Source organism: Rhodococcus sp. WS1, assembly GCF_003797745.1.
Taxonomy (GTDB): domain Bacteria; phylum Actinomycetota; class Actinomycetes; order Mycobacteriales; family Mycobacteriaceae; genus Rhodococcus_F; species Rhodococcus_F erythropolis.
In genome coordinates this window covers 961,446-982,892 of the sequence record NZ_RKLZ01000002.1, presented here as the reverse complement: position 1 = coordinate 982,892, position 21,447 = coordinate 961,446, and the positions used below count along the sequence as shown (strand labels likewise).

The following is a 21,447-nucleotide window of genomic DNA, read 5'->3' as shown; positions in this document are numbered from 1 at the left end:
GTCGGATTCACATCTACCGCTCGTCGCCGCCCTTGGATTCCGGCGACAGGGCCGGGAACCAGATGTCGGTCAGAACCTCGGCCGCCTGCATCCGAGTCACGTCGATCGTCCCCTGCACGGCCCAGCGTGTGAAGAATCGCTCCAGCTGGCTCACGAGCAATTCGACGCGCAACCTCGCCTCGTCATGCTGTTCCACCGGCCACCGACCCAGATACTTGGGCATGGCATTCGGTAGTTCGGTCATACCGTCTCGCGCTGTCTCGCGGAACTCCGGTTCGAGTGCCACGGCCTCGTCCCACGCCGGCAGCAGGCGCTTGTTCTCGTCGAACCAGTCGAAGGCACGCTCCAGCCATGCGGTGAACTCCACGCGAGAGTTCGTGTCGAGGACCCGATCGAGATCGATGTAGAAAGCGAACGCACTCGCCGCCATCCCGGCCGCGCCGATCGTCTTGAGCATCTCCACCTTGCTGGCGAAATGCACGTAGAACGTGGCTCTACTGCATCCGACGACCGAGGAGATGTCGTCGACCGTGACAGCCGCGTATCCCCGTTCCTCGAACAGAGTGCGTGCGGCGTCCACGAGTTTGGCCCGCGTCGCTCGTTTCTGCTCGTCGCGAAGGGTTCCCCGCCTGTTCTTCGGGCCATCGGTAGTCGTGCTCACGTCGCCCACCTTGCTCGCATTTCGACTTCCTGGCAAATCACCGACTCACCGTCATCAAAAAACATTGCGTCATTCATTGACACATCGTCAGCGAATGGCGCACTATGACTCAAGTCACTTCTCGGGCTTCGATTCTTCTTCGCGCACGCCCGAGACAGAACAGAAAGCGATGGCGAATGAGCCCCTCCCCCTTGCCGAGCGTCTGCATCATCGGCGCCGGGCCTACCGGAATCACGACGGCCAAGCGAATGAAGGAATTCGGAATACCCTTCGACTGCTACGAAGCGTCCGACGAGGTCGGCGGAAACTGGTACTACAAGAACCCCAACGGAATGTCGGCCTGCTACCAGAGCCTGCATATCGACACGTCGAAGTGGCGCTTGGCATTCGAGGACTTCCCGGTCTCTGCCGACCTTCCCGATTTCCCCCACCATTCCGAACTCTTCCAGTACTTCAAGGACTACGTCGAGCATTTCGGCCTGCGTGAGTCGATCATCTTCAACACCAGTGTTGTTGCTGCAGAGCGTGATGCAAACGGACTGTGGACCGTCACGCGCTCGGACGGCGAAGTCCGTACCTACGACGTCCTGATGGTCTGCAATGGTCACCACTGGGATCCCAACATCCCGGATTACCCGGGCGAGTTCGACGGCGTCCTCATGCACAGCCACAGCTACAACGACCCGTTCGATCCGATCGACATGCGCGGCAAGAAAGTTGTCGTGGTCGGAATGGGGAACTCCGGCTTGGACATTGCTTCCGAACTGGGGCAGAGATACCTCGCCGACAAGCTCATCGTCTCGGCACGCCGCGGCGTGTGGGTGTTGCCGAAATACCTGGGCGGCGTGCCGGGAGACAAACTGATCACCCCGCCCTGGATGCCTCGGGGGCTGCGCCTGTTCCTGAGTCGTCGATTCCTCGGCAAGAACCTGGGAACCATGGAGGGCTACGGACTACCCAAGCCGGACCACCGCCCCTTCGAGGCACATCCGTCAGCCAGTGGCGAGTTCTTGGGACGCGCCGGGTCCGGCGACATCACCTTCAAGCCGGCGATCACCAAACTCGACGGAAAGCAGGTTCATTTCGCCGACGGCACCGCGGAGGACGTCGACGTGGTCGTCTGCGCCACCGGCTACAACATCAGCTTCCCCTTCTTCGACGACCCGAACCTGCTGCCGGACAAAGACAACCGATTCCCCCTCTTCAAACGCATGATGAAGCCCGGAATCGACAACCTCTTCTTCATGGGACTCGCCCAGCCCATGCCGACGCTCGTCAACTTCGCCGAGCAGCAGAGCAAACTCGTTGCCGCCTACCTGACCGGGAAATACCAACTGCCGTCCGCGAACGAGATGCAGGAGATCACCAAGGCCGACGAGGCGTACTTCCTCGCCCCCTATTACAAGTCACCGCGCCACACCATTCAGCTCGAGTTCGACCCGTACGTCCGCAACATGAACAAGGAAATTGCCAAGGGCACCAAGCGTGCCGCGGCCTCGGGGAACAAGCTACCTGTTGCGGCGCGTGCAGCCGCACACGAACTCGAGAAGGCGGATCGCGCATGAGCACGGTGAACGGTCACTGCAACAACGAGTTCGAAGCCGTCCGCACCGCCTTCGAGGCGCAACTCGAATCCGGTGAGGAGTTGGGTGGCTCCATCGCCATCACCGTCGACGGAGAAGCAGTAGTAGACATCTGGGGCGGATACGCCGACGAATCCCGTACCACTCCTTGGGGTCCGGACACCATCGTCAACACCTTCTCCATCACCAAGACCATGACGGCTCTGTGTGCGCTCCTGCTGGTCGAACGCGGCCAATTGGACGTGTACCAGAAGGTTGCTCACTACTGGCCCGAATTTGCGGTAAACGGCAAGGAGGACATCGAAGTTCGCCACCTCCTATCGCATACGTCTGGCGTCTCCGGTTGGGAGCGCCCGATCGAACTGACGGACATCTACGACCTCGAGACGTCCACCGCTCGCCTCGCTACCCAGAAGCCTTGGTGGACCCCGGGTACGGCGTCGGGCTATCACGCGATCAACTACGGCCATCTCGTCGGTGAAGTCATTCGTCGCATCGACGGTCGGACCCTCGGCAGGTTCTTTGCCGAAGAGCTTGCCGGTCCACTGGGAGCCGACTTCCACATCGGCACGTCCGCAGAGCATTTCGGTCGAATAGCCACCATGGTTCCGCCGCCCGCGTTGGAGTTCGACCTGTCCACGCTCGACCAGGACAGCATCTTCATCAAGACCCTGACCTGCCCACTGCTCGACTACCCCGAGGTCAACACCGCGCCCTGGCGGGAGGCCGAGATCGGCGCAGTCAACGGCCACGGCAACGCACGTTCTATCGCTCGGATCCAATCCGTGATCTCGAACGGTGGTGTGCTCGACGGCCAGAAGCTGCTCTCGCAGAGCACCATCGACCTGATCTTCGAGATCCAAGCCGACGGTATCGACCTCGGGATCATGACTCCGCTCAAGTTCGGCATCGGATACGGACTGCCGCACCCGGATACCGCACCGCTGGTTCCCGACGGACGCGCCTGCTGGTGGGCCGGTATCGGCGGCTCGATGCTGGTCAACGATCTGGACCGTCGGCTAACTTTCGCCTACGTCATGAACAAGATGGCACCGGGTCTGATCGGATCCGACCGCAGCAACGCGTACCTCAGCGCCGCGTACAACTCCGAGATCAGCGAGGCCAGTTCATGAAGGCAGCTCAGCTCATGGGGCCTGGTCTCCTCGAGATCAACGACGTGCCGATCCCCGAGATCAGTCCATCGGAACTGCTGATTCGGGTGGGCGCAGCGGGAATCTGCCACTCCGATCTGCACCTCCTGCACTTTCCGTACAAGATGCGCGAAGAACCGCTGACCATCGGCCACGAAATTGCCGGAACGATCGAAGCCGTCGGGAGTGGCGTCGACGGCTGTTCCGTCGGAGAGCGTGGCGTCGTCTACCTCTGTTGGTCGTGTGGCCAGTGCCGAGAATGCATGAGCGGCAACGAGAACATGTGCCTCGCCGCTGGACGCACCGCGATGCCGCCCTGCCCCGGGCTCGGTCCCGAAGGCGGAATGGCCGAGTACGTCAAGATCCCGGCTCGCTCCTTCGTACCCATCGGAGACCTCGACTTCCTGCAGGCCGCACCACTCGCCGATGCAGCACTGACGAGCTACCACGCCATTCGCGGCGCACGCGAACATCTCCAGCCCGGTGCCACCGCCGTCGTGATCGGCGTCGGCGGACTCGGTCACGTTGCAGTACAGATACTTCGGGCAATCAGTGCCGTGCGCATCATCGCCGTCGACGTCGGACAGGATCAACTCGATCTCGCCAAACGTTGCGGCGCCGACATCATGCTCGAATCGGGACCGGACACCGCGCAGCACATCCTCGACCTCACGTCGGCCAGAGGCGCAGAAGTCATCTTCGACTTCGTCGGTATCGACGCAACTGCACAGATGTCCGTTCAAGCGGTTGCGCCGAACGGCGCGTATCGCATGGTAGGTCTCGGAGGCGGAAACCCGGGAATCACAGCCGAAGCTGCCGGCGGACCGGGCTGGCCGTGGGGCGCATCGATCCGGAAGTCCTATGGCGGCACCAGAAACGACCTCGTCGATTCCATCGCCCTGGCACAGGCCGGTCTGGTAACGGTAGAAGTAGCCCGCTTCGACCTCGCTGATGCCCGCGACGCACTCGACCGTCTCGAACACGGCAAGGTCACCGGACGCGCAGTGCTCGTACCCTAATCTTCGAAAGGCACTTCACGTGACTACTTCCGCTGATACACAAGCATTCATCGCGTCCGTCATGGCCGGGCTGACCGGCCCCGGTGGTCCTTTCGAGATGCAAGTCGAGGATGTACTCGGCAGCTCGATGCCCGTCATGAAGAACCGTGACAAGGCACTCGGCGATGTGCTCGCCGCATCCTTCGATTACGGATCACGCGACTACCTGGTGACCAAGGAACGACGCTTCAGCTACCTCGCGCACGGCGAGGCCGTAGCGGCACTGGCCACGGCGCTGCGCGAGCGTTACGGCGTTCGCAAGGGCGATCGGGTGGGCATCCTCGCCGCCAATACGCCGGAATGGGTGATGACCTTCTGGGCGGCTCAGTCGCTTGGCGCCATCGCCGTCGGGTTCAACTCGTGGTGGGTGGCCCGTGAAGTGCAATACGGCATCGATCACACCACTCCCACCGTGGTGATCGCCGACGCCAAACGCGCACAAGTTCTTTCCGAAGTGAACACCGATGTTCCCGTGCTCACGATGGAAGAGGATCTACCGGCCTTGATGGAGAAGTATTCGGGTTCGGCACTGCCCCGCACGTCCGTCGACGAGGACGATCCGGCCGTCATTCTTTACACGAGCGGAACCAGCGGCCGCCCCAAGGGCGCTGTTCACACTCATCGAAACGTGTTGGCCGTCATCGACTACCACCGCTACAGCGATCGCCTCGCTGCGGCGTTCACCGGCCGACCCAGTGACGGCCGACCCAGTGACTTGCGGTATCTGCTGACCGCGCCGCTGTTTCACATTGCAAGCCTGCATAACCTGGCGATCCCACGACTCGCGACGGGCGGAGCCGTGGTCATCCATCAGGGCGCCTTCGACGTCGACGAAGTCCTTTCCCTTGTCGAACGCGAGAAGGTCACCAACTGGGCGGTGGTCCCCACCATGGCAACCCGTCTCCTCGAACATGGCAGTCTCGAGAAGTACGACCTGACCTCACTGAGCGCCTTTGCACTCGCGTCTGCGCCGTCATCTCCGGCTTTGCAAGACCGCCTGCGCGCACGAATGCCTTTTGCGCAGCACACCTTGGTCGACAGTTACGGGCTCACCGAATCCTCCACCGGCATTTCGGTTGCCACGCCACCAGAACTCGCCGCGTTCCCCGGAACTCTCGGACGGCCCATCATCGGTGTGAGTGTGGAGGTCCGTGATCCATTCGGTGTTGCGGTTCCCGACGGCGAGGAGGGCGAAATCTGCGCTCGCAGTCCGTATGTGATGTCGGGATACTGGAACGACGAGACTGCAACTGCTGCCGCCATCGGTCCCGACCGATGGCTCCGAACCGGCGACTTCGGAGTTCTCGAAGACGGCCGACTCCGCCTGACGGGCCGCCGGTCCGATCTGATCCTGCGCGGCGGCGAGAACGTCTACCCTCTCGAAATCGAGCAGACTATCGACGAGCATCCCGCGGTACTCGAATGCGCTGTGATCGGCATTGATTCGGCAGACCTCGGCCAAGAAGTGGCGGCCGTTGTCGTTCTTCGCAGCGAGGGAGCGGCGACCGAAGAAGAACTACGCGACTATGTCGCCAAACGACTGGCCTACTTCAAGGTGCCGGTGAAGTGGAAACTGAGCACAACTCCTCTGCCTCGCAATGCAACCGGGAAGACGATACGCGCAAAGGTGGCTATCTCATGACCTACGACGCCGTGATCAACAACGGTCTGTGGTTCGACGGCACCGGGGCGAAACCAGCTGTCCGCAATCTGGGTATCAGTGGCGGGCTGGTCACTGCCATCTCCCTCGATCCACTCGACGAAACCGACTGTCCCCGTGTCATCGACGCGCGGCGCAAGTGGGTGATCCCGGGCATCGTGGACATCCACACTCACTACGACGTCGAGATCCTCGAAGGCCCGGCGCTGAGCGAATCTCTCAGACACGGGGTCACGTCGATCTTTGTCGGATCGTGTTCCCTGTCCACCATTCACGCCAGCCCGTCGGACGCCGGCGACCTTTTCGGCCGCGTCGAAGCTATCCCACGCAAGCACGTCGTCGAAGCACTCACGCGGGCCAAGACCTGGAACTCCGCGAGAGAGTATGTTGCTGCACTCGAGGCGCTTCCGCTAGGTCCCAACATTGCAGCCTTCATCGGACACTCCGACATGCGAGCCGCCGAGATGGGACTGGATCGTGCTACCCGGAAGGGCGTGCACCCCACCGACACCGAACTCGCGTCGATGGAAGCACAGTTGACCGAAGCTCTCGACGCAGGATTCGTCGGGATGTCCAGTCAGCAATTGTTGTTCGACAAACTCGACGGTGAGACCTGCCGCTCACGCACGCTGCCGTCGACGTATGCAACCACGAAAGAACGACGCCGACTCAATGCGATCCTGCGCCGCCGAGGACGGGTATTTCAGGCCGGACCTGACCTCTCCAACCCGATGAGTACCGGAGCTATGGCGTTCTCCAGCGCGGGTATCTGGCGTAAGCGACTCAAGACGAGCATGCTTTCGGCGGCCGACATCAAGTCCAACAAGTTGGCCGTGGTGATCCTCGGCCCACTGGCACACTTGGTCAATCGACTCGGCGGCGACCTGCGCTGGCAGCACCTGCCAGTTCCCTTCGAGGTATATGCCGACGGCATCGACCTGGTTGTCTTCGAGGAGTTCGGATCCGGCGCTGCAGCACTGCATCTGACCGACGAGATGGAACGCAACGTTCTGATGCAGAGCGAGAAGTACCGTCGGCAATTCCGCAAGGACTACGATCAAAAATTCGGCGTCAAAGTCTGGCACCGCGACTTCTTCGACGCCGAAATCGTCTCCTGCCCCGATGAATCCCTTGTCGGCAAGAGCTTCGGGCAGGTCGGCGTCGAACGAGGCGGCCTCCACCCTGTCGATGCATTCCTGGATCTGGTCCTCGAACACGGCACGAAAGTGCGTTGGCGCACAACCATCTCGAACCACCGGCCGGAGATTCTGGACAAGTTCGCCCAGGACAACGGCGTCCAACTCGGGTTCTCCGACGCCGGAGCGCATTTGCGCAACATGGCGTTCTACAACTTCGGCTTACGACTGCTACGACGTGTCTACGATGCCCAAAAGGTCGGCCGTCCCTTCATGACCGTCGAGGCAGCGGTGCATCGCCTCACCGGCGAACTGGCCGAGTGGTACGACGTCGATGCCGGGCACCTTCGATTAGGTGACCGCGCCGACCTGGTTGTGATCGATCCCGCCCATCTCGACGATTCACTCGAGGCGTACGCCGAAAGTCCGGTCGTGGAGTACGACAACCTCTCCCGCATGGTCAATCGCAATGATCAGACCGTCACCGCAGTGTTCGTCGGCGGCGAGTACGTCTTCGGCGACGGAGAAGCAGCACCCGTTCTCGGCAACCGCCGAACCGGAAAGTTCTTGAAAGCAGGTGCCCATTAACACGTCCAGATTTGCCGGCAAAACCGCGGTTGTCACCGGCGCAGCATCAGGTATCGGTGCAGCCATCGCACTACGACTTATCGGCGAAGGCGCACAGGTAGCCGGAATCGACATCGATGCAGAGGGTTTGAAGGAGATAGCCTCCCAGCACGGCGCGTCTTTCCTCGCCGTTCCCGCTGACGTCACCAAGGAATCCGATGTTGCCGAGGCAATTGCCGCTGCGGCAGCGGAATTCGGCGGTATCGATCTGGCTTTCAACGTTGCCGGGGCGTCGAGGGTGGGGCAGATCGTCGACCTCGACGAGGCCGACTGGGACTTCACCATCGACCTGGTGCAGAAGGGCGTCTTCCTCTGCACCAAACATGAAGCGCGGCATATCCGAGAGCACGGTCGCGGTGGTGCGATAGTCAACGTGTCCTCATTGAACGCGCACGTACCGAGCCCCTACGGGAGCGCGTACGCGACAGGCAAAGCCGGGGTCGAGATGTTCAGCAAGAATGCCGCGATCGAACTCGCTGCGTCGGGGATCCGGGTCAATGCCGTTCTACCCGGCCTGGTCGACACGCCACTGGTCGCGCCGGTCATGAACTACGAACCCGCCCGCGACATGTTTCTCAGCCGAATCCCCATGTCCCGAGCGGCAACTCCCGACGAGATCGCGGGCCCCTGCCTCTATCTCGCCAGCGACGACGCCTCGTACATCACCGGAACCAGTCTGGTCGTCGACGGCGGCTGGGAGGTCTCGAACTACCCGGATCTGACGACGCTGGGCAACTAGGTTCAGTTGCCGGGCAACACACATTGAGTGTCGAGGCCGAGGACGTGGTTGAGCCGGCCGAAGGCCAACCACGATCCGAGGCACATGCTCAACTCGACGATTTCTCGCTGGGAGTAGTGAGCTGTCATACGTTCCCAGAACTCGTCGTCGAGCCCGTGGTGGTCGAGGGCGTATCTCTCGGCGTATTCGGCAGCGAGGCGCGTCCTATCGTCGAAGGCATCTGTGGTGCGCCAGTCGGTGACAGCCTGATCGAACGTCGACTCCACAGTCTCGCCGTCACGCTCGGTGCGCCAGTCCTGACAGAAGATGCACCCGTTGATCTGAGCGATCCGAAGCCTGGCCGCCTCGAACTCGCGGAGTCCGAGAGTGCCGTCCGTGTAGACCTTTTGGGAGAACCCGGCGGCCGCGGGCCCGATGCCGGGAACCATCTCGCCCCACACGTAGCCGATCGGGTTCTTGCCTTCGGGTATGTCGATATTCATGTGAGTACCTCCGAGTTTCGGGCACCGAGCTTGCCGACGCCGGGTGTGAGCGGAACGTCCAGCGCGTCGTAGAGGCCGGGTTCGGCCTGACGTAGCCACGGAATGGCGTTGACGAGACGTCCTACGGCCGTGGCATTTCCACCGGCCGCGCGGTTTCCACCTTCATCGGTGGCTTCGACGTTGATCTCGATTCGTGGTCGTCCTTCGACGATCACCTTGTGCGCGCCGTCGCCTCCGTCTGGCGGGAGCGGCCAGTCGCGGGCACAGGACGGATGAATACGCGTGACGTGTTCGATCACGATCAGGGGTTCCCCGCCGACGATTCCCTGAACCTCGAATCGCAGTGCGCCTTGGGTGCCGGCCGCGAACTCCCCCATATGTTCGGTCGACACGGTTTCCTCGAGCCGGCGGCGCAGCAAGGTCTCGCGGATCTCGTCGAGTTCCACCCCGAGCGCTCGGGCGATGAGCCGAATCTGCCCGCCCCAGACCATGGTGGGAACACTGGGCGCGACCATCGGAGGTTCGTAGTCCATCGGCTGACCCATCCCGATCAGGTAGCGGACAGAATCCGGCTGTTCGTAGGTCGTGTAGTCGAAGATTTCCTGACACCGGATCTGGTCGATTGTCCCCGCGAGCCCGCTGACGAGAATCGGCAGGATGTCGTTGCCCCAGCCTGGGTCGATACCGGAGACGAACAGAGCGCCGCCGCCCGCCTTGGCGGCAGCTTCGACGGGATCACGAAGTTCGGGAGGCGCAGATTTCGGGTCGTACAGCGCATATACCGACGGCGTGACCACTACAGCTCCGGCGGCCAGCGCCCGCGTGATGTCGGCAACCGCGTCATCGGGCCGAATGTCGCCGGACGCCGCGTAGACCACCGCGCCGGGAGACGCTGCGAGCACGGCATCGGCGTCGTCGGTAGCCGCGACGCCCAGGTGCACTCCCAGATCGGCGAGGTCACCGGCGTCTCGCCCGACCTTTGCGGGGTTGGCAACGATGACGCCGACAAGTTCGAGGGCAGGATTGGCTGTCACAGCGCGAATCGATGCACGCCCGACGTTGCCGGTACCCCACACGACAGTCGGAATCTTGGACTCGGCTTCATTCGAAACTGCACCCATCAATCGGACATTACCCAGCTCAGCGCGTCAGGTCAGCAGAACTGCAAGAATTCGTTTCACTTCATCCGGTCAAAAATGCCATTGCCTGCGCAGCCAGTGCGCCGTCACCCCGCCTCCGGTACGTCTCGGCGGGTCGGCCGTTACCTGGTCTGCTCATCTCGCCGGTACTTTCGATCGCGTCGAACACCTGTCGGCGGAAGCTGTCCTTCTGGAACGGACGATCGAAGATCACCTCGTACAGTCCCCGAAGTTCGGCGACGGTGAACGTCCCGCCCGACAATCCGTCCGGATCCACGTACGACGCATACCTCGCGCGTAGGTCCGTGACCGCGAGTCGCACCATGTCGGCGTGATCGAACGCGAGTCCGCTCACTGCCTCGTCGTCGTACACATCGACGAGAAGCGCCGAATCGGGCAGCGCCGATTCCGGTAGGCAAGCCGTGTGTGCGACCGACAAAACCCATCCACGGTCGTCGCGGTCCGGTCGGTCGAAGATCGCCAACTGGTGAAAGCTCGTCTGGGCCAACTCGGCCTTGACCGACAGGGCACGATCGGCTGCGGCCGTGAGCAATTCGCGTTCGTGCAGAAACGTTCCCGGTAGCGCCAGCGCCCCGAGGCGGTGCCGAACGACCAGAACTTTCAGAGATCCACCGCTGTACGTCAGCACCGCGACGTCCACTGCCACAGACGGACGCGGATAGTCCGTCAATCCCTTGCCGCTCGTGTCTGTCCATTTATTCACCCTTGCATGTTATCTCAAACATGATCTATGGTTAGCGCAAAGTTGATCAAACGATCGTCGCGAACCGAAGAGGTGGCTATGAAACTCACCGCACAGCAGTCCGATCGAGCGGCCGGCGTTCTGCTCGGCACCGCAGCAGGAGACGCACTCGGCGCCGGCTACGAATTCACCTACCCGAAGGCCGAGGTCACGATCGACATGATCGGTGGCGGCCCGTTCGACTGGGCGCCGGGAGAATGGACCGACGACACCTCGATGGCAGTTGCGATCGCCGAGGTGGCCGCCACCGGAATCGACATCGGAAGCTCTGACGGTCTCGATGCCATTGCAGCACAGTTCATCCGGTGGTACGACTCGAAGCCCGCGGACATCGGCAACCAGACGCGAGCAGTGTTGTCCGTCCGCTCCGAAAGCGCAGCGGCGATGGCGGATCGTGCGCGGGCGATCAGCGGCCGCAAGGCCGGCAACGGCTCGCTCATGCGCACCGCTCCCGTCGCCCTCTCCTACTTGGACGATGCAGAAGGTGCCATGGCGGCCGCGCACCGGATCAGTTCACTCACGCACGACGACCCGCGTGCCGGACAGGCGTGCGAGTTGTGGACCCATGCCATCCGCCATGCCGTTGTCGCCGGCAACTTCGACGGCGTTCGAGGCTTCCTCTCCGTTGCCGATCAGGAGGTAGCCGAATACTGGGGCCCGCTGCTCGATCGGGCCGAAACCGGGAACCCGCAGGACTTCTCCAAGAACGGTTGGGTGGTGCATGCACTTCAGACTGCTTGGTGGGCCATCACTTCCACGGACAATGCCGATGCTCGCCACCTCCAGTACGCATTGGAAGCAGCCGTACGAGCCGGCGGGGACACCGACACGACGGCGGCCATCGCGGGTGGCCTTCTCGGCGCCCGTTGGGGAGCGTCGGCGGTTCCCGCCCGCTGGCGCCGAATCATGCACGGCTGGCCGGGATACCGTTCCTCCGATCTGGTTCGCCTGGCGATCAAGACTGCTCGCGGCGGTACCGACGACAAGAACGGATGGCCGTCGACCGCAGAACTCGATTACTCGAAATTCCGCGGAACCCACCACCTGACCACACATCCGCATGACGACGGCGTCACGCTCGGCGGCGTCGATGCGGTGTCCACGGCGGACTACGACGCCGTGGTCAGCCTGTGCCGCATGGGAACACGGCAGGTCAGCTCCGATCACGTCGAGTTCTGGTTGGTCGACGACGGTCACGATTCCAACGCCAACCTCGAGTTCGTTCTCGACGACGCAGCGCGCACCGTCCAGGCGTTGCGGGCCGAGGGAAAGCGCGTACTCCTTCATTGTGTTCAGGCGCACAGTCGCACACCGTCGGTTGCGGCGCGATACTCGATGTTGATCGGACGTGATCCCTACGACGTACGCTCGGCTATGCCGTGGGCTCGCCCGAAGCGTGAACTCTGGAACACAGCAGTCGGACACACAGCCGTCGGACACACGGCCGTCGGACACACAGCCGTCGGGTACCCAGGAGGATCCATGCCCGCTATTACAGTCGTCGAAGGTGACATCACGACGCTGACCGTCGACGCCATCGTCAACGCGGCCAACTCCAGGCTCCTCGGCGGTGGCGGTGTCGACGGCGCGATCCACCGAGCCGGAGGACCGGAGATCCTGAAGGCCTGCGAGGTATTGCGCAACACCAGCCTTCCCGACGGTCTCCCGGTGGGTGCGGCCGTGGCCACCACCGCGGGAAAGCTCCACGCCAAGGCCGTGATTCACACCGTCGGCCCGAGGTATTCGCGCTCCGAGGACCGATCCGGATTGCTTCGGTCGGCGTACACCCGCAGTCTCGCCGTTGCCGACTCGATCGGCGCACGAACCGTCGCCTTTCCGTTGATCTCGGCAGGGGTCTACGGCTGGCCGAAGGAAGATGCGGTCCGACAGGCCGTTTCAGCGATTCGCGCGGCGAAGACCGAGGTCGAGACGGTCACACTGGTCGCATTCAACAAGGAGACGGCAGAACTGATGCGCCGCGCGATCGCCTGACCGTTTACCGGGCCCACTTCACGCCACGTCAAAGCAGTGCAGAGCGGTCAGACAAGTGGAGAAATTTCGCCGGTTGGACGTTTGTCCAACAATTTGTCCGAATCGCATATTTCGCGGCTCGCTCTGTGTTCTACTCCTCTCCAGGGTTTGAGCTGGTGGTGAGCAAACGACGAAGACGTATTCGCTTCTCTGTCAGCTCGAGGCCGGTTCCCGGACCCGGCTTCAAGCCGAGAGCTCGATCTTTTCGAGCGCTACTCAAGGAGAATGTGAATGGTGTCGACGTTGATGCGCCGAGGAGTAGGGGTGGCCGCATCCTTGACCGGATGCGTTGCCCTGGTCGTCGGCGGAGCGGGAGTTTCATCCGCCGCTGATGTGAACCTTCCGTTCACGGCATCGTGTCACGGGTGGCAGTTCCCCGGTCCGATCACACACAACGAGACGCGTGATTCCGGCGTCACGATCAGTGCCCCGACCGTGGTTCCGCCGAACTCGACCTTCACCTACCGACTCGCCCCCAAGCCGATGACGGTCCCCAATGACGGCTACGACCTCAGGTCCGTCGTGAACTGGACACGTCTCAAGTTCGATTTCGACATCCCTGCAGGCACCTCTTACGTGGGGGCGCAGATCGTGGCCGGCACCAGCTCGAATCTGGGTGGGGTCGCCCCGACGATCACGCGGGTGAACGATGCCGGTTCACCCGATCCGAATGGGACGCATCTTCGTATCTCCGGCAACAACATCACGGCGGGCAACGGACCCAACACCGACGACAACGGCGGCGGCGGAATCGAGGTCGGTGGAGGAAAGACGTTCCAGCTCCCGGCAGTCGACGTCACCGTCACGTCAGGGGCTGTGGGAACCCAGATCAAGCCCATGCTCCGCGTTTCCGACACCAACTCCGGTTCCTACGACAGTGCCGCCAACTACCTGACCTTCCTGCAACAGGAAACCCTGCTCGGCGGCGTCAAATACTGGCTGACCACCAATTGCTCACCACGCGACAATCGTTCGGCCGGATTGAACGCAGGCGGCCAGCCGCTCGCCGTGATCAATGTCGACTCCAGCCTCGCTCAGACACAGACGCGAATCGACGCACCCGGTAAAGCTGTCGTCGGTGACTCCGTGGAACTGACGGCGACGGTCACTCCTTGGCCGTCGGGAGGAACAGTGCAGTTCCGTGACGGAGGGGTCGACCTCGGCGCTCCGGTGGCCGTCGTCAACGGCGTCGCGAAGGCCAACCGCACGATGACAACAGTGGGCGACCACAACATCACGGCGTACTACACGGGATCTGCAGGCTTCATGGAGTCGATGTCGGGCGCCGTGACGATCAACGTCGTCGAACCGTCCGAGCCCGAGCCGGGCACCGGTAGCCTCGGCAGCCTTGGTACCCCGGGATTCGGGTCGTGAAAACTGTGAACAGAAACCAGGATTCGTCGATGAACTCGAAACTGTTACGCGGCTCTGCGATTGCAACCGTCTCGGTACTGGCCGGCGGGTTGTTCGCGATCGCCGGCGGCGGGACCGCCTCTGCTGCCCCCGAGACCAAGAGCGTGGCCTTCACAACTGCATGCCATGTGCGCGAGATGGACGGTGCGGCAAGCCCGATCACGTTCAACGAGACGCTCGGCTCGGGGGTCACCATCACCGCGCCGACCACCGCGGCACCAGGTGAGACCGTCACCTACCGCGTGCAGCCGAACGAGATGAAGGCAAACGGCGGCGGCCATGCCAGCCGTGGAGTCGTGCATTGGGCCCGGATCAAGTACGACTTCGACATCCCGTCGGGCGTCGAATTCGTGAGTTCGCAGCTTGTGGCGGACAGTGCGTACGGCCTCGGATCCGACAGTGCCACTCCAACAGTCACACAGATCGACGACGGCGGTAATCCATCGGCATCCGGTACGCACCTGCGTATCTCCGGATCGAATCGGACCATCGGAAACGGTCCGTCCTCCGCGGTTCGATCGAGTGACGGCATCATCGTCGGTGCCAACACCAAGTTCCGACTCCCCGCAGTCGACGTCACAGTCAAAGCCGGTGCGGCTGGTAGCGAGATCAAGCCTTCGCTGCGAGTTTCCGATCCCGGCTCCGCCAACTACGACGACGACCGAAATGCGCTCACATTCGTCCAGCGCGAGAAGGATGTCTTCACAGTCAACTACTGGGAGCGCTACAACTGCTCCCCGCGGGACAACAGGAACTCCGGCCTCAACGCCGGTGGGCAGGCCCTGACCACCATCTACGTCAGCCAACCGACAACCACCACAATCCAGATGCCCGACTCGATCCAAGCCAGCACACCGACAGAGCTTGTCGCAAAGGTGGATCCGGCTCCGGTCAACGGAAACGTGCAGTTCAGGGTGGACGGCGCTGACGTCGGTACACCTGTCACGCCCGGTGCCGACGGCACTGCCCGGCTACCGCATACCTTCTTCACCGCCGGAACCGCGCGGGTCTCCGCAACGTTCCAGGGAGTCAACGGATTCCAGAGTTCCAACTCGACAGAGACGATGGTCACGGTGACTGCCGCACCTGTCGTCAAGCAGACCGACACTGCCGTGAACGTTCCTACCGATGCAAAGACGGGCGTATCGGTGTCGCTGAGGGCGCAGGTCACGCCGACCCCCACTGGTGGCACTCTCCAGTTCAAGGATGGCGCTGCAAACATCGGTGCCCCGATCCCGGTGGGCGCTGACGGAAAAGCCACTCTGGAACACGCATTCACCTCGGCCGGATCTCATGCAGTGTCGGCCTACTACTCCGGCGCAACAGGATTCATGCCGTCGATGGCATCGGCCCAAACGGTCACCGTGTCTGATCCCGCGCCGTCCGATGTCACCACCTCGACCTCACTGGCAGCTCCCGCGACGGCCAAGCAGAATGTCGCGGCAGAACTTTCCGCAACGGTCAGTCCTAATCCGGGCGGGGGTTCGGTTCAGTTCTTCGACGGTGACCAACCCATCGGACAACCCGTTGTCGTCGGAGTCGATGGTGTGGCGCGACTGACGCACACTTTCGCATCGACGGGCGACCATCCGATCAAGGCGGCATACGCCGGGCGAAGCGGATTCACGCAGTCTGCGTCGGACGAATCCGTCGTAAAGGTTTCTGCTGCGCCTGATGATGGCGGAAACGGCGGCTCGGGCAGCCTCGGTTCGCTGGGCGGTCTCTTCGGTTCCTGATCGCATTTCTCTCGACACTGTTGCCGCTGCACCGATTCGGAGCAGCGGCAACAGCATGTCGCGGCCGTAGTCATAGCACTGATTGATTGATCGATGGAGCACAAGTGTCCAGGAATTCCTTTTCTCGACGGTCGTTTCTCGCCGCCGGGGTCGGTGCGACTGCAGTCGCCGCCGCTTCCCTTCTGCCGCCGTCGCTTCAACGTGCACTGGCGAGACCCGCAAACTCCGGCGGGCTCGATTCGATCGAGCATGTTGTCCTCGTCATGCAGGAGAACAGATCTTTCGACCACTACTACGGCGCTCTGAGGGGTGTCCGCGGCTTCGGGGATCCGAATGCGTTGCGTCTACGCAGCGGCCAAAGCGTCTTCGAACAACCCGGACCTACCGGTCCTGTGCTCCCCTTCCCCATCCGCGATTCCGCTGCAGCACAACGCATGGACACCCAGAACGTCACCGGGCTGGATCACAGCTGGGCGGGCGGACATGCCGCACTCGCCGACGGCTGGCACGACGGTTGGATTGCGGCAAAAACCGGTACGACGATGGCGTACTACGACCGGCAAGACATTCCCTTTCATTACGAACTGGCGGACTCGTTCACAATCTGCGACGCCTACCACTGCTCCGTTCCGACGTCGACGAGCCCCAACCGGAACTATTGGGTCTCTGGATACACCGGATACGAGCCACTTTCGCCGAATCCAACCGAGTCCGTCCTGCCTTCGGATCCGCCCGGCCCCGAGGGAAGAGCTGTAACCAATGCGGCCTACAACCCCTGGCACGCCGGCTACGGATGGACGACGGTTCCCGAGCGGTTGCAGTCCGCCGGCATTTCCTGGAAGACCTACCAAGAGTGGGACAACTTCGGAGACAACAACCTCGAATACTTCACTGCCTTCAAGAAAGTGGCGGCAGGGCTGCTTGGTCGGCCAAGCCTGCTCCCCTACGAACTGCAGACCTTGGCCGGGTTCTATCTCGCCCTGCCGTCGATGCCGGCGCCGGTCCAGGACGCAGCGGTACTGGCCCTCGAGAATGCTGCAGACCAACTGTCGCCTGCTGATCGCCAACTCTACGATCGCGCACTGTACCGATCCCGGCCCGGCACACTGGCCGCCGAGTTCAGGAAGGACGTCGAGTCGGGCCGACTGCCGCAAGTCAGTTATCTCGTTCCGTCCGAAGTGGATTCGGAGCACCCATCGGGATCGTCACCTGCGGCGAGCGCAACACTGCTATATCAAGTGCTCGACGCCGTCGCCTCCGATCCCGATCTGTGGGCGAAGACGGCCGTGATCGTCAACTTCGACGAGAACGACGGGTACTTCGACCATGTACCGCCACCTCGACCACCGCGCTCGGTCGAAACCGAATGGGTCGGCAATCAGCCGCTCGGCCTCGGCCCGAGGGTGCCGATGACGATCATCTCGCCGTGGACTGTTGGCGGTTTCGTTTGTTCACAAGTGTTCGACCACACGTCCGTCACACAATTCCTGGAGAAGCGGTTCGGAATCACGCAGCCGGAAATCGACCCGTGGCGACGCACGGTGAGTGGCGACCTGACGTCGGCGTTCGACTTCGCCAACCCGCGTAGCCGACCGACTTTGGCGCGCCCGCAGCCCACTCCGCCTCTGGAACCGCGGTGGACACCGACCCCACCCACCGAACAGAGAATGCCCCTGCAGGAAAGCGGCACTCGACCAGCACGGGCCCTTCCCTATCAGCCCGACGCCTACACGACGGTGAACCCGGAAACCGGCTCGTTGACGGTCCATCTGGTCAATGCCGGTGCCGCATCAACTCACCTGGCCTTGTACCCGTACGCAGGTGAGTTCGACGAGCCACGGCATTACGACCTCCTGGGCGAGGTCGATGACACCGTTGCGCTCAGTGATCGCGTCTACAGCCTGACCCTGGTGGGTCCCAATGGTTTCAGGCGCGAGTTCAGTGGAGCTACAGACAGTGCGGCAGCCTCGCTCGACGTCTCGACAACCATCGACGCAGGGTCGCGCGCGCTTGTACTGACCGCGAACAATTCCGGAAGTCGTGCACTCTCCGTCGACGTCGACGGAGACCGACGGAAGCTCGCTGCCGGCGCACGCGGCCGGTGGGCGGTGGCGTCGGTGGACGGCTGGTATCAGGCCACCGTGACGGTCGACGAAGATCTTGAATTCAAGCGCGTGCTCGTCGGACACATCGAAAACGGGCGTACCAGCGTAAGCCAACCGACGTGAATCGACACCGAGTGATCAAGACCAGGGCTGAATCCTCAGTCGGACAAGTCAATCCATCCACACATCCAGGAGGAGTTTCCGTGCGCCGTATCCCGCTCTCAGCATTGATAGTCGCGGGCTCACTGATACTGGGCGGCGGCATTGCCGCGGCTCAGGGCAGCCTGCCCACGTCGGGGAGCGCCGGTGGCACTTCGATGTCGCCGTCGTACCTGACCGATGACGCCGGCCGCTCCTTGATCCTGCGAGGGTTCAACACGGCGTCGAGCGCAAAAAGCGCACCCGACGGCATTCCGAAGTTCACCGAAGCCGACCTCGAGCGCGAACATGCAGACATGGGAACAAATTTCGTGCGGTTCCTGATCTCCTGGCGTTCGGTCGAACCGGAACCAGGACAGTACGACCAGGAGTATCTCGACCGCGTCGAGGACCGGGTCAGCTGGTATGCCGAGCGCGGCTACAAGGTCATGCTCGACATGCATCAAGACGTCTATTCCGGCGCGATCACACCAGAGGGCAACAGCGGCAACGGCGCAGGCAACATCGGCAACGGCGCACCGGCCTGGGCGACATACATGGACGGCCTTCCGGTCAGCCCTCAAGACCGCTGGGAGCTGTACTACATCCAACCCGGCGTGATGCGCGCATTCGACAACTTCTGGAACACCACCGGCCAACACCCCGAACTGGTCGAGCACTACGCGAACGCATGGCAGGCGGTGGCCGAACGTTTTGCAGGCAATGACACCGTCGTGGCATACGACCTGATGAACGAGCCGTGGGGCGGTTCCCTCCAAGGCCCCGCATTCGAAGGTGGGCCCCTCGCTGCCCTGTATCAGCGAACCACCAACGCCATCAGGGAAGTTGATCAGGACAGCTGGGTGTGTGTGGCCCCGCAGGCCGTCGGCGTCAACCAAGGTGTCCCCAGCGGACTGACGAAGATCAACGACCCACGAGCCGGCGAACAGCGAATCGCCTACTGCCCACACCTGTACCCACTGCCCCTCGACCTCGGTGACGGATACTCCGGCCTCTCACGCACACTCACCGACGCGACCATCGACACCTGGCGCGACAGCGTCGAACACATCGCCGGAAACGTACTCGGCGGCGTCCCGGTCATTCTCGGCGAATTCGGGCTCGACACAACACTGCCCGGCGCAACCGACTACATCGACCGCGTCTACACGACCGCCCGAGAACTCGGCGCGGGTGTCTCGTACTGGTCCAGTGATCCCGGGCCTTGGGGCCCGTACCTGCCGGACGGAACACAGACACTCCTCGTCGACACCCTGAACAAGCCGTATCCGCGTGCCGTCGCGGGCACACCCACCGAATGGTCCTCGAGCGTTGACCGCCTTCAGTTGACGTTCACCCCGAACCCCGCGGTGACGGCGCCGACGGAGATCTACCTACCCGAGAGCGGCTTTCCCGGCGGCGTCGACGTCGCAGGCGCCGACATCGTGAACTGGAACCCCCAAAGTCGTCTTCTCACAGTGGAAACCGCGGACGACGCGGGCCCCGTCACAGTCACGGTGACGCCGGCAGGTTGATCGCGAGCGTCGAAGTTCCTGGATATTTGTCCAGTTCTTTCGTAACGTACAAGCGACGGGTGATCAGCCGACGGAAGGCGAGTATGTCCACGGAGAAGATGTCTGTCCAAGATCGTGTTGCGCGGGTGGTGCTCGATGTCGTTGGCGCCTTACCGACTGGCGCGCAGCGCATTCTCGGTGGCAAGCCGAAGGAGATCGACGGACAGACTCTGCACCCCGAGATCCAGCTTGCACTGCGATTGCTCTCGGCAGTGGAAGGTACGAGCTTCGAGCATCTTCCGGTCGAAGAGGGACGAGCTCAGATCGACGCCGAATCGCGACTGTTCGGCGGTACGCCCATCGACATCGAAACGGTTCGCGACCTCGAGATCCCGGCCGGAGACCACGCGATTTCCGCTCGGCTGTATCGCCCGGCCGGGGTCTCCACGCCCGCTCCACTTTTGGTGTACTTCCACGGCGGCGGGTTCGTCCTCGGCAGCCTCGAGAGCGGCGACAGTGTGTGCCGCTTCCTGGCCCGCCACGGCGAAGTCAGTGTGCTGTCGGTGGACTACCGGCTGGCACCGGAGTTCCCCTTTCCCGCCGGGATCGACGACGCCGTCGCCGCATTCCGGTACTGCGTCGAACATGCCGCGGAACTGGGCGCCGATCCGAAATCCATTGCAGTGGGCGGAGACAGCGCCGGCGGGAACCTGGCTGCCGTCGTCGCGCAGTCCACGACCGAAGACGACGTCAAACCCGCATTCCAACTGCTCTTCTTTCCCTGGGTGGACCTTTCGTCGAAGCGCCCGTCGCACAAGATGTTCGGCACCGACTTCTTTCTCACCGACGCCCAACTCGACTGGTATGCAGCCCATTACCTGTCGGGCGGCACTTCGGCTCTCGACCCGCGAGTCTCACCGCTGCTCACTCCGGACCTGGCCGGCCTACCGCCCGCGTACGTTGCGGTCGCCGGTTTCGACCCACTACGCGACGAGGGCGAAGCGTATGCGAACCGGCTGCGAGAGGCCGGAGTCCCGGTCGCACTGAGGCGTCACAGCGGTTTGATCCATGCCTTCGTCAACACCACCGGCGTCGGCCACACCGGACAAGACGCGATGTTCGAGGCCTGTGGCGCTCTGCGAGTTGGACTTTCGGGCCCGCGCTGAGGGCACCTCAGGAAACGGGGAGTGCCAGATCCGCCCACTCGACCATCGCTTCGAGCACGGAGCGCAGTTCCATCCCCGTCGCGGTGAGTTCGTACTCCACTCGCGGCGGCACCTCGGCGTAAGCAGTCCGGGTCACCAGGTCGAACTCCTCGAAACGTTTGAGCCTGGCCGACAGTGTCCTTGGACTGATGCCGGGCAAAGCGCGTCGTAGTTCCGTGAAGCGCATGGGGCCGTGCGTGAGCTCACGAACGATCAGCGTTGCCCACGGCCCGTCCAGGACCAGCAGGAAGCGCGCGACGCCGCACTCCGGAAGCACGTGACCTGATTCACTCATCGATTCCCCAT

Annotated in this window: 17 protein-coding genes; 12 read left to right on the top strand and 5 right to left on the bottom strand. The window is 62.7% G+C overall.

Annotated features, from left to right (window positions below; genetic code table 11):
* Positions 1 to 13: 13 nt before the first annotated feature.
* Positions 14 to 670 carry a TetR/AcrR family transcriptional regulator gene (locus EEB12_RS17105; protein ID WP_021333340.1) on the bottom strand — a complete coding sequence of 219 codons (657 nt, stop codon included), beginning with the start codon at positions 668 to 670 and terminating at the stop codon, positions 14 to 16.
* A 167-nt stretch (positions 671 to 837) separates the two neighbouring features.
* On the opposite strand from EEB12_RS17105, the gene EEB12_RS17100 reads away from it, so the two are divergent.
* Genes EEB12_RS17100 through EEB12_RS17075 form a run of 6 tightly spaced genes read left to right on the top strand, consistent with a single transcriptional unit; the run spans position 838 to position 8,615 of the window.
* The gene (locus EEB12_RS17100; protein ID WP_020971222.1) at positions 838 to 2,226 is read left to right on the top strand and encodes a flavin-containing monooxygenase; all 1,389 of its coding nucleotides are present in this window, start codon (positions 838 to 840) and stop codon (positions 2,224 to 2,226) included.
* A complete protein-coding gene (locus EEB12_RS17095) occupies positions 2,223 to 3,377 on the top strand; it encodes a serine hydrolase domain-containing protein (protein WP_141488190.1) in 1,155 nt (384 codons plus the stop codon). The genes EEB12_RS17100 and EEB12_RS17095 overlap by 4 nt, the downstream gene beginning before the upstream one ends.
* Positions 3,374 to 4,414, top strand: coding sequence for an NAD(P)-dependent alcohol dehydrogenase (locus EEB12_RS17090; RefSeq protein ID WP_141488189.1), 1,041 nt, complete (start codon positions 3,374 to 3,376; stop codon positions 4,412 to 4,414). Before EEB12_RS17095 ends, EEB12_RS17090 begins: the two co-directional genes overlap by 4 nt.
* 19 nt (positions 4,415 to 4,433) lie before the next feature.
* Positions 4,434 to 6,095 (top strand): class I adenylate-forming enzyme family protein, encoded by a 1,662-nt coding sequence (locus EEB12_RS17085; RefSeq protein ID WP_141488188.1) that lies wholly within the window; start codon positions 4,434 to 4,436, stop codon positions 6,093 to 6,095.
* The gene (locus tag EEB12_RS17080) at positions 6,092 to 7,837 is read left to right on the top strand and encodes an N-acyl-D-amino-acid deacylase family protein (protein ID WP_141488187.1); all 1,746 of its coding nucleotides are present in this window, start codon (positions 6,092 to 6,094) and stop codon (positions 7,835 to 7,837) included. Before EEB12_RS17085 ends, EEB12_RS17080 begins: the two co-directional genes overlap by 4 nt.
* Complete coding sequence (locus tag EEB12_RS17075; protein WP_029256589.1) at positions 7,827 to 8,615, top strand: SDR family NAD(P)-dependent oxidoreductase; 789 nt, start codon at positions 7,827 to 7,829, stop codon at positions 8,613 to 8,615. Before EEB12_RS17080 ends, EEB12_RS17075 begins: the two co-directional genes overlap by 11 nt.
* Positions 8,616 to 8,617: 2 nt before the next feature.
* On the opposite strand, the gene EEB12_RS17070 is transcribed toward EEB12_RS17075, so the two are convergent.
* From EEB12_RS17070 to EEB12_RS17060, 3 genes are all read right to left on the bottom strand, one after another.
* Positions 8,618 to 9,097 carry a carboxymuconolactone decarboxylase family protein gene (locus tag EEB12_RS17070; RefSeq protein WP_019745891.1) on the bottom strand — a complete coding sequence of 160 codons (480 nt, stop codon included), beginning with the start codon at positions 9,095 to 9,097 and terminating at the stop codon, positions 8,618 to 8,620.
* On the bottom strand, positions 9,094 to 10,218 hold the full coding sequence (locus tag EEB12_RS17065) for a dihydrodipicolinate reductase (RefSeq protein ID WP_141488186.1): 1,125 nt from the start codon (positions 10,216 to 10,218) through the stop codon (positions 9,094 to 9,096). The genes EEB12_RS17070 and EEB12_RS17065 overlap by 4 nt, the downstream gene beginning before the upstream one ends.
* Before the next feature lie 61 nt (positions 10,219 to 10,279).
* A complete protein-coding gene (locus EEB12_RS17060; RefSeq protein ID WP_141488185.1) occupies positions 10,280 to 10,960 on the bottom strand; it encodes an NUDIX hydrolase in 681 nt (226 codons plus the stop codon).
* A gap of 78 nt (positions 10,961 to 11,038) precedes the next feature.
* Between EEB12_RS17060 and EEB12_RS17055 the strand changes: the two genes are divergently transcribed.
* The 6 genes from EEB12_RS17055 to EEB12_RS17030 all read left to right on the top strand — a co-directional run bounded on the left by EEB12_RS17055 (position 11,039) and on the right by EEB12_RS17030 (position 21,102).
* Positions 11,039 to 12,991, top strand: a complete 1,953-nt coding sequence (locus tag EEB12_RS17055) for an O-acetyl-ADP-ribose deacetylase (RefSeq protein WP_141488184.1) — start codon at positions 11,039 to 11,041, stop codon at positions 12,989 to 12,991.
* Between the two features lie 270 nt (positions 12,992 to 13,261).
* Positions 13,262 to 14,404, top strand: a complete 1,143-nt coding sequence (locus tag EEB12_RS17050) for an Ig-like domain-containing protein (RefSeq protein WP_046379547.1) — start codon at positions 13,262 to 13,264, stop codon at positions 14,402 to 14,404.
* Positions 14,405 to 14,433: 29 nt separating this feature from the next.
* Complete coding sequence (locus EEB12_RS17045; protein WP_232816835.1) at positions 14,434 to 16,179, top strand: Ig-like domain-containing protein; 1,746 nt, start codon at positions 14,434 to 14,436, stop codon at positions 16,177 to 16,179.
* Positions 16,180 to 16,283: 104 nt separating this feature from the next.
* Complete coding sequence (locus EEB12_RS17040; protein ID WP_141488183.1) at positions 16,284 to 18,407, top strand: phosphocholine-specific phospholipase C; 2,124 nt, start codon at positions 16,284 to 16,286, stop codon at positions 18,405 to 18,407.
* 80 nt (positions 18,408 to 18,487) lie between these two features.
* A complete protein-coding gene (locus EEB12_RS17035) occupies positions 18,488 to 19,957 on the top strand; it encodes a cellulase family glycosylhydrolase (RefSeq protein ID WP_141488182.1) in 1,470 nt (489 codons plus the stop codon).
* Between the two features lie 83 nt (positions 19,958 to 20,040).
* Positions 20,041 to 21,102: an alpha/beta hydrolase gene (locus EEB12_RS17030; RefSeq protein WP_021333328.1), complete on the top strand. Its 1,062-nt coding sequence runs from the start codon at positions 20,041 to 20,043 to the stop codon at positions 21,100 to 21,102.
* 7 nt (positions 21,103 to 21,109) lie between these two features.
* Here the strand turns inward: EEB12_RS17030 and EEB12_RS17025 are convergent, their stop codons facing one another.
* Complete coding sequence (locus EEB12_RS17025) at positions 21,110 to 21,436, bottom strand: winged helix-turn-helix transcriptional regulator (RefSeq protein WP_019745900.1); 327 nt, start codon at positions 21,434 to 21,436, stop codon at positions 21,110 to 21,112.
* Between the last annotated feature and the right edge of the window lie 11 nt (positions 21,437 to 21,447).